The organism is Microbacterium sp., from assembly GCF_051953575.1.
Classification (GTDB): domain Bacteria; phylum Actinomycetota; class Actinomycetes; order Actinomycetales; family Microbacteriaceae; genus Microbacterium.
The window spans coordinates 1-11,944 of the sequence record NZ_JBQCIP010000015.1 but is presented as its reverse complement, the minus strand read 5'-3'; the positions used below and the strand labels follow the sequence as shown (position 1 = coordinate 11,944).

The 11,944-nt window shown below is 70.5% G+C and carries 9 protein-coding genes; 3 read left to right on the top strand and 6 right to left on the bottom strand.

Going from position 1 to position 11,944, the window contains the following annotated elements; genetic code table 11:
• Positions 1-86: 86 nt before the first annotated feature.
• Entirely contained in the window at positions 87-1,442 is a 1,356-nt protein-coding gene (locus ACTHNQ_RS01035) for a D-alanyl-D-alanine carboxypeptidase family protein (RefSeq protein ID WP_440330589.1), read from the bottom strand.
• A 128-nt stretch (positions 1,443-1,570) separates the two neighbouring features.
• Here ACTHNQ_RS01035 and ACTHNQ_RS01030 point away from each other — a divergent pair, with 128 nt between their 5' ends.
• Positions 1,571-2,227, top strand: coding sequence for a pyridoxine/pyridoxamine 5'-phosphate oxidase (locus ACTHNQ_RS01030; RefSeq protein WP_440330588.1), 657 nt, complete (start codon positions 1,571-1,573; stop codon positions 2,225-2,227).
• Here ACTHNQ_RS01030 and ACTHNQ_RS01025 read toward each other — a convergent pair.
• Both ACTHNQ_RS01025 and ACTHNQ_RS01020 read right to left on the bottom strand, forming a co-directional pair.
• Positions 2,224-2,358 (bottom strand): hypothetical protein, encoded by a 135-nt coding sequence (locus ACTHNQ_RS01025; protein ID WP_440330587.1) that lies wholly within the window; start codon positions 2,356-2,358, stop codon positions 2,224-2,226. The two genes, ACTHNQ_RS01030 and ACTHNQ_RS01025, sit on opposite strands and share 4 nt — an antisense overlap.
• 460 nt (positions 2,359-2,818) lie before the next feature.
• Positions 2,819-3,172: a DUF952 domain-containing protein gene (locus tag ACTHNQ_RS01020; protein ID WP_440330586.1), complete on the bottom strand. Its 354-nt coding sequence runs from the start codon at positions 3,170-3,172 to the stop codon at positions 2,819-2,821.
• A gap of 31 nt (positions 3,173-3,203) precedes the next feature.
• Between ACTHNQ_RS01020 and ACTHNQ_RS01015 the strand changes: the two genes are divergently transcribed.
• Both ACTHNQ_RS01015 and ACTHNQ_RS01010 read left to right on the top strand, forming a co-directional pair.
• Complete coding sequence (locus ACTHNQ_RS01015) at positions 3,204-3,431, top strand: RNA-binding S4 domain-containing protein (protein ID WP_440330585.1); 228 nt, start codon at positions 3,204-3,206, stop codon at positions 3,429-3,431.
• 54 nt (positions 3,432-3,485) lie between these two features.
• Complete coding sequence (locus ACTHNQ_RS01010) at positions 3,486-5,204, top strand: SulP family inorganic anion transporter (protein WP_440330584.1); 1,719 nt, start codon at positions 3,486-3,488, stop codon at positions 5,202-5,204.
• Positions 5,205-5,240: 36 nt separating this feature from the next.
• On the opposite strand, the gene ACTHNQ_RS01005 is transcribed toward ACTHNQ_RS01010, so the two are convergent.
• The 3 genes from ACTHNQ_RS01005 to ACTHNQ_RS00995 form a co-directional block, all read right to left on the bottom strand.
• Positions 5,241-7,838, bottom strand: coding sequence for a family 78 glycoside hydrolase catalytic domain (locus tag ACTHNQ_RS01005; protein WP_440330583.1), 2,598 nt, complete (start codon positions 7,836-7,838; stop codon positions 5,241-5,243).
• A gap of 31 nt (positions 7,839-7,869) precedes the next feature.
• Positions 7,870-8,754 carry an alpha/beta fold hydrolase gene (locus ACTHNQ_RS01000; RefSeq protein ID WP_440330582.1) on the bottom strand — a complete coding sequence of 295 codons (885 nt, stop codon included), beginning with the start codon at positions 8,752-8,754 and terminating at the stop codon, positions 7,870-7,872.
• A 9-nt stretch (positions 8,755-8,763) separates the two neighbouring features.
• The coding region (locus ACTHNQ_RS00995) for a glycoside hydrolase family 3 C-terminal domain-containing protein (protein ID WP_440330581.1) at positions 8,764-11,944 on the bottom strand (3,181 nt) is incomplete at its 5' end.

Genomic DNA, 11,944 nt, shown 5'->3' with positions numbered 1-11,944 from the left:
GGATGCCGCGGCCTGCGGCATCCACTCTTCTGCTGTTCCGGGGACCGGGATCACCCGCGGGCCGGGCACGGCAGCCGGTCAGCGGTTCACGACCACGGCGCGCCGAGCTCTTCGGGGTGGGTCAGGCGCCACCAGTCGTCGGGCGGCTCGACGCTCCCCTCCACGACGAGCGGGATCGACGTCGTCTGTGGTCCCGCCGTCCACGTGATGCTGCCGACCTCTTCGCCGTCGGTGTACGTCTTCGGCGTCGTCGTCTGCATCGTGACGCTGATCGGCGTGTCCGACCAGGTGAGGATCGATGCCTCCTGCGCGATCACGATCTTCGCCGTCGAGCCCCAGGGAGTCCGGTACTCCCCCACCTGCTGGCCGTGCGTCGCGACGGGCACGTGGTGGAATCCCTCGCGGATGCTGCTCAAGAGCCCTCGCACGTCGTTGTCGACGCCCTCACGCGTGTTGTCTCCGAGCACGACGCCGACCACCTGGAGCGGCCGGCCGATGCCGACGTCCATGGACGCGGTGTACACGAGGTTGTAGGTGCCGTACCCGAGGTTGCCGGTCTTGAGGCCCGTGATCCCCTCGGTGCCGAGCAGGCCGTTCGTGTTGTGCACCATCCCGGCTCCCGGGAGTGCCATGGAGGGGGTGGCAGCGATCGCCGCGATGGTCGGATTCGCCGCGGCGAGCCGGGCGAGGGCGATGAGATCGGTCGGCGTGCTGGTGTTGCGCTCGCTCATCCCGGTGGGCTCGACCAACGTGGTGCCGGTGAGGCCGTTCGCCGTCAGCCAGCGTCGCGCCGCCGAGACGAACGCGCCCTGCGACCCGTACGCCCACGTCGAGACCGCCTCGGCGTAGTTGCTCGCCGAGGGGATGAGCGCTGCCGCCAGCGCCTGACGCTCCGACATCGAGGTGCCGATCGGCATGGGGGCGATCGTCGCCCCCATCACGTAGTACTTGTCGTACAGGTCGTGGTCGGCCTTGCCGAACGTTATCGTCGGTCCCTCGTCGTTCGCGTCGGCGAGCGGCTTCGCGTCGAGCACCACGAGCGCCGTGATCATCTTGCTGATGCTCGCCATCGGCCGCGGATCGTCGGTGCCGGTGGTCGCCCAGATGTCGGCCGCAGTCGGCCCGAGGTACGCGTCGGCGCCCGAGATCGAGATCGCCGACGCCGTCCCGTCGGGAAGGATGATGGGCGCCGCGGGGGATGCCGGCGCCGCCGGCTGCTGCGACGTCGTCGCCGGCGCGGGCAGGGGTGCGTTGAGCGCCCAGGCGACGTAGCCGCCGGCAGTGCCGAGGATCGTCACCAGGATGATCGCGGTGACGAGGAGGGCGATCCTGCGGCGTCTGCGTCGCCGGAGGTGCGCCTCCGGATCGACGTCGGCGAGCCCGTCGGTCAGCTCGTGCTCTTCGCGCATGAGCTCCGCGAGATCCGAGAACTCGTCCGTCACCTCATCGTGGGTCGCGATCGCTGGCCTCCCTCTGGAAATCTGCTCCCATCATGCATTATTCCGGCGGGGACGAATGCTCGGAGTTCGCCGGGAAACCGCTCGCCGTGGTGCTCTGCGACACTGGCCTGATGACCACTCTTCGCGATCGACTCCGGGCCGAGGCATCCATCGTCGGAGAGGCTCCCCCGTTCGACCCGTCGGCTGCTCCCGACGACCCGCAGGAGCTGTTCCGCGACTGGCTCGGCGCCGCCCTGGACGCCGGGATCACGGAACCGCATGCGGTGACGCTCTCGACCGTGGACGCGGACGGCCGCCCCGATGCGCGCGTGCTCGTGCTGAAGGACGTGACCGATGACGGCGCCTTCGAGGTCGCCACCGGGAGCGAGTCGGCGAAGGGCACGCAGCTGCAGTCGAACCCGAACGCCGCGCTGACGTTCTACTGGACGCCGCTCGCGCGCTCGGTGCGCGTCCGCGGGCTCGCGACACCGGCGAGCGCCGAGGAGTCGGCCGCCGATTTTCGTGCCCGCAACGCCGCCGCGAAGGCGATCGCACTGGCCGGGCGGCAGAGCGCCCCGCTGACCGACACCGCCGAACGCGACCGCCTCGTCGCCGAGAACCTGGCCGCACTGTCGGCGGATCCCGGCCTGGTCTCGTCGGAGTGGACGGTGTGGCGCATCCAGCCGTTCGCGCTCGAGTTCTGGCAGGGCGCTCCGACCCGCAACCATCTCCGGCTCCAGTACACGCGTACCCCTGAGGGGTGGCGCCACGGCGAGCTCTGGGCCTAGACGCGCTCGGCGACGATGGTCGCCTGCATCCGCACACCCGGTTCCGCGCGCGACCCCGTCGCGAGCACGCGGAACCCCGCCTCCGCAACAAGGCGGCTGAGCTCGTCGATCGGCCAGTAGTACGCGGTCACCACGGCATGCGGGAACGCCTCCACCTGCGCCCCCGTGAAGAACCCGACGAGCAGCCCGCCGCCGGGCCTGACGACCCGCGCGAGCTCCCCCAGCGCGGCCGGCAGTTCGTCAGGCCCGAGGTGGATGAGCGAGTACCACGACAGGATGCCGGCGGCCGAGGCATCCGGCAGGTCGAGGTCGGGCAGGTGCCGGCACGGAACGCGACGCCGGGGAACCGCGTTCGCGCGTGCTCCAGGAACTCCGGCACCATCTCGATGCCCGCCGCGTCGACGCCGTTGCGCACGAGGAAGTCGGTCCAGTGCCCGGGTCCGCTGCCGACATCGAACACCGGGCCATCGAGGCCGCGAGCCCAGTCGACGACGAGCGCACGGTCGGCATCGTGTGCGGCATCCACCGTTCCGAAGAGGTCGATGTACTCGGCCGCTCGCGCACCGTACGCTGCGGCCACCTCGCCCGTCGTCATCGGGCGCCGTGCCAGAACGCGCCGTCGATGAAGCCGGCGGGCTCGGCCCGGATCACGTGCCCGGGAAGGACCGGACCGTAGATGTGCGGGTAGTCCTGCCCGTCGCCGCCGTCCTCGAAGAGGACCTCGGTGCCGTCCGCGCGGACGAGGTCGAGGTCGATCACGAGCACCACCAGGGGCTCAGGGTCGTCGCGGTAGAACCGCTCGGCGACGCCGCCCACCTGCGTGGACGTGGAGCCGTGGATGAAGCCGACCTCGTCGAGGCCGCGTCCCCGCGTCGACACCGTATAGCTCCCGTCGCGCAAAGCGCGCTCCCAGTCCGACCGGTGGGCGACATGCAGGATCTCCACCGCTTCAACCTAGTGCGGCTAGCATTCGAGGATGACCACCCCGGCTCCTATCGACGACGTCTCCATCGGCGGCGAGGGCATCCGGCTCGGGCAGTTCCTCAAGTTCGCCGGGCTGCTCGACTCGGGCGGTGACGTGAAAGAAGCCATCATCGACGGGTACGTCACGGTCAACGGCGAGGTCGACCGCCGCCGCGGCCGCCAGCTGCAGCTCGGCGACGTGGTGGCCTACGAGGGGCGCCGGGTCCGCGTCTGCGCGTAGCGCTGCGGACGCCGATCCTTGTCGACCGCCTGCGCAATGCGGTAAGACATGGCCATGGCGACGACAGGTGATCAGCGTCCGACCCGGATACCGATCATCGGCCAGCTCCGGTCCTACCAGCGCACCTGGCTGCGCCCGGATGTGATCGCGGGGGTCACCGTCGCTGCGCTGATCATCCCCAAGAACCTCGGCTACGCGGGCATCGCGGGCGTGCCGCTGCAGAACGGCCTCTACGCCGCTGCCGCCGGCGCCATCCTCTACGCGATCTTCGGGACGAGCCGGCAGATCTCCATGGGTCCGAGCTCCGGCCTCGCCGCGGTCGCGGCGAGCGCCGTGCTCGCAGCCGGCATCGTCGGCGACCAGGATGTCGCCTCGTTCGTCGCCGGGATCACCCTGGCCTCCGGCATCCTGTTCCTGCTTCTCGCCGTGTTCCGGATGGGGTGGATCGCCCAGTTCCTCTCACGCGCCGTGGTCACCGGCTTCTTGTTCGGCGCGGCGATCGACGTCGTGATCGGCGAGCTCCCCAAGCTCACCGGCACCGAGACCAGCGGCGCGAATCCGATCCAGGAGCTGTGGTCGTGGTTGGGCACGCTGGGCGGGACGCATCCCACGACGGTGCTCGTCGGCGCCATCTCGCTGGTCGTCGTCTTCGGCCTGCGGATCGTCGCGCCGCGGGTTCCCGGCGCGCTGGTGCTCGTCGTGGGCGGGCTGCTCGCTTCGGCGCTCTTCGACCTCGGCGCGAAGGGCGTGGCCGTGGTCGGAGACGTCCCCCGAGGTCTGCCCGCCCTGGAAGTCCCGAACATGCAGCTGCTCTGGGATCACGCCGGGACGGTCGTGCTGGCCGCCGTGGCGCTGGTCATGATCGGCTTCTCGCAGACCGCGGGCGACGCACGCACCTTCGCGGCGAAGCACCGCTACCAGATCGACATCAACCAGGAGTCGGTCGCGCAGTCCATGGCCAACATCGGGTCGGGACTCTTCCAGGGCATGCCCGTCTCGACCAGCCTGTCCGCGAGCTCGCTGAACGACCGCTCGGGCGCGAAGACCGGAGTCGCCTCACTCACGTCCGGCGTCACGGTCCTGCTGACGCTCCTGATCCTCGCGCCGCTGTTCTCGGACCTGCCCAAGGCCGTTCTCGCCGCGCTGATCATCGAAGCGGTCGTCAGCGGGATGATGGACGTCCCTGAGATGCGCCGGCTGTTCCGGGTGAAGAAGGTCGACTTCTGGATCGCCGTCGTCGCCCTCCTCGGCACCCTGGTGTTCGGCGTGCTCGCCGGCGTGATCATCGGCATCGGGCTCTCACTCGTGTGGCTCGTCGCCGTCGCCACGCATCCCGAGATGCCCGCGCTCGGCCGCGAGCGCGGCACCCAGGTCTTCCGCGAGGTCGACATCCATCCGGACGACGAGGTCCTGGCGAACGTGGCGGTCGTGAGGTTCGACGGCGGACTGTTCTTCGCCACCGCAGACGCCCTCGAAGACCGCGTGCGGGAGGTCATCCAGTCGGGCCCCGAACTGACCGGTATCGTCCTGGACTGCGGCGGCATCAACTTCATCGACTCCCAGGGCGCAGCCTCGATGGCGGACGTCGTGACGCTCGCGCGCGACGCGGGTGTCCACTTGCGCTTGACCCGGCTGAAGCCCGGTCCGCGCGCGATCCTCGACCGCGAGGGCGTCATCGACCTGATCGGTGCGGACCACATCCACGGCAACATCCACCGCGCCGTCGAGGCGGAGCAGCGGGATGCTGGCGACACGCGTCGCGAGCCCGATTAGGTCGAACCGACCTCGCTCACGCCCGCCTCGTCGCGCTCAGACCGAGCGGAACCGGTGCTCGCCCGGGCCGGCCGAGCAGCAGCGCCCGTCCGGCAGGCGGATGTCGGCGGTGGTGTTCGGCGGGACGGTGATCACGAACTCCGTCGCGCCGCCGTGGGTGCTCCAGGAGCTGCTCACCGCGCCGTAGGGGCTGACGTAGGTCGCGGCCGCACGCGTGAGCGACCCGCCGGGAACGGGAGCGATCGCGAATCGGTTGTCGCCCGCGATCCGGATGCCCGCGACGCTGTCGAACAGCCACTCGCAGACGGCGCCGGGGGCGTAATGGTTCTGGCTGGCTTCGCCTTCCCAGTCCTCCCACACGGTCGTCGCGCCGGCCTTCACCTGGGCGAGCCAGCTGGGCGCGTTCTCGTTCTCGAGCATCCTGTACGCCGCATCGGGGCGCCCTGCCTGGGTGAGCACGGGGAGTACGAACGGAGTCGAGAGGAATCCCGTGCCGATCGCGTCGTTCCTGTTCTCCACGGCGAGCGCGAGGCGGTCCGCCACCCGCGTCGCCGTCTCGGAATCGAGCAGTCCCAGGGCGAGGGGGCGCACCAGCTTCGCCTGCCGGTCGGTGTCGATGCTGCCGTCGTGGACGAAGAGATGGTTATAGGCCTTCTTCGCGCCCTCTGCGTATTGGGTGAACCGGGCGGCGTCGGTCGGCTTGCCCAGCTGGGTCGCGATCTCTGCGAGGTGGGCCATCGTGTAGTGCAGGTACGCGGTCGCCTCCTCCGTGCAGAGCGGCAGGGATCGGGCCGATACCTCGTCGCGGAACTCCTTGGGTTCCAACCACTCGCCGTAGTGGAAGCCCTTCTCGTACGTGTACGCGTTGAACGGGTTCGCCGCGGCGTCCTTCCGGCGCTTGTGTCCGGTGCGCGCGATCATGAACTGCGCGTAGCGGACCATGGCGGGGTAGAACTCGTGGAGCAGAGCCTCGTCGCCATAGCGCTTCCAGAGCCGGTAGGGAACGAGCACGAGCGCGTCCGCCCAGCCGGCCGAACCACCCGAGGTGTCGTACATCATCGGCACCCCGCTGTAGGGCGCGACCGCCCGGGGCTTGCCGGATCGCAGCTGCGAATCCGCGAGGTCGCGCATCCACTTGCGGAAGAAGGCGGCCACGTCCATGAAGTATGCCGCCGTGTGGAAGAAGACCTGCGCGTCGCCCGTCCAGCCGAGGCGCTCGCGCGTGGGGCAGTCGGTGGGAACGTCGAGGAAGTTGCCCTTCATGCTCCAACGGGTGTTCTCGACGAACCGGTCGAGCGTCGGGTTCGACGAGGTGAAGGTGCCGGTCTGCTCCAGGTCCGAGTAGACGGCGACGGCGCGGACGGCGGCCGGATCGATGTCCATGTCGGCTTCGACGAGCGCGTAGCGGAATCCGGCGACGGTGAATGCGCACTGGTAGTCCGTGACGCCCTCGGCGCAGGTGACGGTGATCTCCTGCTTCGGGGTGGGCTCGAGTTCGCCACGGATCAGGTGCTGCTGTCCGGTCATGAGCAGGAACTCCGAGACCCGACCGAACTGCCGGACCGGCTTGTCGAGCTGGATGTTCTTCTGCGTGAACTCACCGTCGTCGTCGAGGATCTCGCCCAGCCGCAGCCGGACCTGCTGCCCCGGCTTGCCATCGACGGTCAGGCGGATGAACCCGGCGATATTCTGGCCGAAGTCCAGCACAGTCGCGCCGCTGGGGGTCGTCAGGGCGGTCGCGGAGAACTCCTCCTGGGTGCGCGGCGCGACGTTGTCGGATGCCGTCGGCACCGGCCCCGGTCTCGCGATGCGCGCGCGGCCGCGGTAGGTGGGCGTGCGCCGTGCGTCATAGTGCTCGCCGTCCTTGAGATCGGCGTACCGCAGCGGTCCGTCGTTGCTCCATGCGAACCCGGCGCCGGTGCCGAAGGTCTCGGATGTGCCGTCGGTGTACGTGATCTCGAGTTGTGCGCGAAGGGCGGTGGTGTCGCCGAAGAGCCGGGTGACGCCGTACGCGCCGACGGCGCCGCGGTACCAGCCGTCGGCGAGCCGGAGCTCGAGGGTGTTGTCATCGCCCAGCATGTGGGTGACGTCGTACGTCTGGTACTGCACGCGGGTGCGGTAGTCGGTGCTGCCCGGGGCGAGCTGGACGTCTCCGACGCGCACGCCGTTGAGGTGCGCGTCGTACAGGCCGAGCGCGGGGGCGTACAGGCGGGCACGCGCGGCATTCCCGCGGGCGCGGAAGCGGGTGCGGAAGCAGTCGACCGGGTAACGCGTGTTCTTCTTGGGACGGTAATCGCCGGTGATCCAGTGAGCGGACCAGTCATCGGCGTCGAGCAGCCCGAGTTCGAACCAGGATGCTGCCGCCTCGCCTTCGACATCGTCCTCATCCCAGAGCGTGACGCGCCAGACCACGCGATCGCGGCTGCGCAGCGCCGGTCCCCCGTACGGGACGAGCACCATCCGTGCGGAGCGGACCTTGCCGCTGTCCCACAGCGTCTGGCCGTCGCGCTCGGCGACGACCCGGTACGCCGTCTGGACCACCCCGTCGGCGCAGTTCCATGAGAAGCGAGGTGTGCGGACGCCGAGTCCGAGGGGCTCGTGGAGGTGTTCGGTCTTCAGACGGACAGCCCGCATCGCGTGGGTTCCTTTCGGAGAGATCAGGAGGTCAGGCAGTGAGGGCCGCGACGACGGCCAGGTGCGCCCGTCTGCTCTCGGGGGTGACGGACCCCATGTGCCCGAGACCGTGGTTGCCGTCGGGCGCGTAGGTCAGAGTTCCGTTGTTGCCGGCCGCCCGCAGCAGTCGGTATGCGTCGAGGGCGTCGGGCAGCAGAAGGTCACGGCCGCCCGTGATCAGGTGGACCGGCGGCAGACCGCCGAAGGTGCCGCGCAGCGGGCTGACCGCGGGATCCGACGTGGACAGTCCGCCCGCCCACGCCTTGCCCCATTCGCGCAGTTCGTCGACGCGGAGGATCGCGTCCCACTCCTCGAGCGCGGATGCCGCGGGATGACCGATCTGGACGTCGAGCCAGGGGTTGAGCAGCACGGCCGCTGCCGCGCGGTCGGGGTGACGCTGCAGTGCGGCGAGCGCGAGCCCGGCGCCGGCGGAGTCTCCCGCGACGATCACGTCGCCGCGACCGTGCCGGGCCACGGCTTCGGCCAGCACCTCCGCCAGTAGCCCGTGCCCGCGCTCCGCGTCGCCTCCGGGCGCGACCTCGTACAGGGGCACGATCGCGTCGATGCCAGCCGCCCGCGCGAGGCGGGCGACGGTCGTCCAGTGCGAGGCCGAGATCGGATGCGCGTACCCGCCGCCGGGCACGAACACCATCGCCCGAGCGCGCGTGCGCGAGGGGTTCTCCAGGCGCACGACCCGCGATCCCTGCACGACGGTCTCGGTGATCGAGAACCTTGCTGAGACGCGCGCCGGCACCGGCGCCGGCGCCGGCAGCTCCTCTCGACGCCGGCGGTCGATCTCACTGCGCACGCCGTCCGCGCCGCCGTGCGAGATCGCACGTTTCACGACGCCGTCCAGCGCCAGCGCCCGCAACGACACCCCGGCCCCTCAGACGCTCAGCGCCATGAGCTGCTCGAGTGCGGCATCCGGGATCTCGACGCCGGGGAAGCGCGCGAACTGGCCCATGGGCATGGACTCGACCATCTTCAGCATGTTCTCGTTCTCGGATGCCGCCGCCTGCTGCTCCTCGGAGGCCCCGGCCATCATGGCCTGCATGAGCGCGGGCCCGACGACGGGGTGTCCGAACCAGTCGCCGACGGTGGAGTCGAGTGTCAAAGGTTCGGCCTTGTCGGTGTCGCCGTCGAGTCCGAGCTCGGCGGATGCGACGACCTCGGCGGAGGATCGACCCAGTTCGATGCGGTACTCGCCGGGCTGGACGCGCCACCGATCCTTGACGGTGTCCCAGTAGGCGAACGCGCGGCGATCTAGCGCGAGCTCCACCACGGTGGACTCGCCGGGCGCGAGATGCACCTTGGCGAACGCGGCGAGTTCGCGTGCCGGGCGGCGGACCGGGGATGCGGCGGGCGCGACGTAGAGCTGAACGACGTCGGCTCCCGCGACGGGCCCCGTGTTGCGGACGGTCACGCGGACGACCGCCGTGGCGGTTCCGGATGCCGCCACCTCGAGCCCTTCGTATGCGAACGTCGTGTAGCTGAGCCCATGCCCGAACGGATACCGGACCGGCTGCTCGGCTGTCGTGTACCAGCGGTATCCGACGAACACGCCCTCGCCGTAGCGGACGATCTCGTTCTCGCCCGGGAAGTTCAGGTACGACGGGGTGTCCTGCAGCCGGAACGGGATCGACTCGGCGAGCCGCCCGGACGGGGTGACGGCACCGGTGAGCACGTCGGCGATGGCTCCTCCGACCCCCTGGCCCAGCACCCAGCCCTCGACGATCGCATCCACCGAGTCGTGCCAGGGCTCCAGTGAGACGACGCCGCCATTGGAGAGGACGACGACCGTGCGGGGCGCGACCGCCGCGACCGCGTCGATGAGCGCGACCTGCTCGGCGGGGAGGTCGAGGTGGCTGCGGTCGAATCCCTCTGACTGGTCGTTCTCGTGCAGTCCCACGAATACGACGGCGACATCTGCCGACTGTGCGGCGGCGCGTGCGGCGTCGAGGAGCGCGGCCGCGTCGGCGGTGGCATCCCTTGAATATCCCGGTGCGTAGGCGACATCACCCAGGACGACGCGCAGCTCATCGAGGGGGATGTCGACGCGCGTCGGGCTCACGTGCGAGCTGCCGCCGCCCTGATACTGCGGCTTCTCGGCGAGTTCACCGACAATGGCGACCTTCTGATCGCGCCGCAGCGGCAGGGTGCCGCGCTCGTTGCGCAACAGCACGATCGCCTCCCCCGCGGCACGGCGGGCCAGCGCATGGTGGGCGTCGGCGTCAAGCGGGGCGACCGGCCCCTCGGTCGCGGTGCGCTCGGCGAGCCGGCGGAGCCGCTCCAGCGCACGGTCGACCACGGCGCGGTCGAGCCGGCCGTCACGGACGGCGGCGACGATCGCATCCCTCCCCGCGTCACCCGTGCCCGGCATCTCGAGGTCGAGTCCGGCACGCAGCGCCTCGACCCGGTCCTTGATCGCGCCCCAGTCCGAGACGACGAGCCCGTCGAAGCCCCACTCGCCGCGCAGCAGCTCGGTGAGCAGCCACTCGTTCTCGGACGAGAAGACGCCGTTGATCGCGTTGTACGAGCTCATCACGGTGGCCGGCTGCGCCTCGGTGACGACGCGTTCGAAGGCAGGCAGGTAGATCTCGCGCAGTGTCCGGTCGTCGACGTCGGCGCTGACCCGCATCCGGTCGGTCTCCTGGTTGTTGACGGCGAAGTGCTTGAGCGATGCGCCGACCCCGGTGGACTGCACGCCGTGCACGTACTGCGTCGCGAGCACACCCGTGAGCAGCGGATCCTCGGAGAAGTACTCGAACGTGCGCCCGCCGAGCGGCGACCGCTTGATGTTGATCGCCGGCCCCAGGAGCACATCGACGTCGAGCGCGCGGGCCTCACGGCCGAGCGCCTCGCCGATCTCACGGATGAGTCCGGGATTCCAGGTGGAGCCGAGGGCGACGCCGGGCGGGAAGCAGGTGGCGGGCAGGCTCTCGTTGAACCCGAGGTTGTCGGCCGCGCCGCCCTGTCGGCGGACGCCGTGCGGACCGTCGACGAGGACGAGCGAGCGGATGCCGCCGCCCTCGCGCGTGGACCAGAAATCGCGCCCGCTGAGCATGCCCGCCGCCTCGACCAGGTCGTCGTCGGCGCCGGGCTCTGGGACAGAGAAGAGGTCGTCGGGCACCGCCTCGCCCGCCGAGACGGCGGCGAACCCTCGCTCCAGGTCGGCGAGGAAGGCATCCGAATGCGGCATCATGCCGGCGATCTGCCGCGGCGTGACCTCGTCGCGCCCGTTCAGCCCGCCGCTCATGTGCGCGGCCGCTTCGGGGACGTACGTGGTCACGACGCCCATGAACACCGCCATCGCCTCGGCGTCGTCGAGGAGCTCCCCCATCGGGGTGTCTACGGTGACCACCGCGCGTTCGACCGCGTCGACCTCGAACGGCTCGCTCCATTCGTGCGCGCCGTGCTCGACGGTCACCGCGTGGCCGGAAGGCAGCACGACATCGGCGGTCGCGCCGACCGGCACGGTCGCCGACACGGTCAGGGTCCCCTCGGCGAGGGCCCACTCGACGGATGCCTCGCCGTAGGGGGTTTCGAGCCGCGCTGCCGCGGCGGTCAGGCCGGTGCGGGGCGGCTGCGGTGCGATGCGGATACGACGGTAGCCCGGCCCTGCCGGAGCGAGGCCCGCGACGACACGGTGGAGCCAGTCGGCGACGGAGCCGAACGCGTAGTGGTTGAACGAGGTCATCCCGCTCGGGTTGACCGTCCCGTCGGGCAGCAGCGAGTCCCAGCGCTCCCAGATCGTGGTCGCACCGTGCTTCACCGCATACAGCCACGACGGGGCGTCGGTCTGCAGCAGCAGACGGTACGCGACATCCGCGTGGCCGTGGGCGGAGAGCGCGTCGCAGATGAGCGGGGTGCCGACGAAGCCGGTCGAGATCCTGTAGCCGTTGCCGCGGACGATCTCAGCGAGGCGATCGGCCGCGCGCTGCCGGGCGTCGGCGTCGTCGACGAGATCGAACTGCAGCGCGAGCGCATAGGCGGTCGCGGAGTCCGAGAGCAGCCGCCCCGAGCCGGAGACGTACTCACGGTGGAACGCCGCACGCACCTCGTCGGCG

Bases quoted from the DNA above. Each gene is read 5' to 3' on its own strand.
- ACTHNQ_RS01015 (WP_440330585.1), top strand. From the start codon at position 3,204: ATGACCACCCCGGCTCCTATCGACGACGTCTCCATCGGCGGCGAGGGC.
- ACTHNQ_RS01005 (WP_440330583.1), bottom strand. From the start codon at position 7,838: ATGCGGGCTGTCCGTCTGAAGACCGAACACCTCCACGAGCCCCTCGGA.
- ACTHNQ_RS01010 (WP_440330584.1), top strand. From the start codon at position 3,486: ATGGCGACGACAGGTGATCAGCGTCCGACCCGGATACCGATCATCGGC.
- ACTHNQ_RS01030 (WP_440330588.1), top strand. From the start codon at position 1,571: ATGACCACTCTTCGCGATCGACTCCGGGCCGAGGCATCCATCGTCGGA.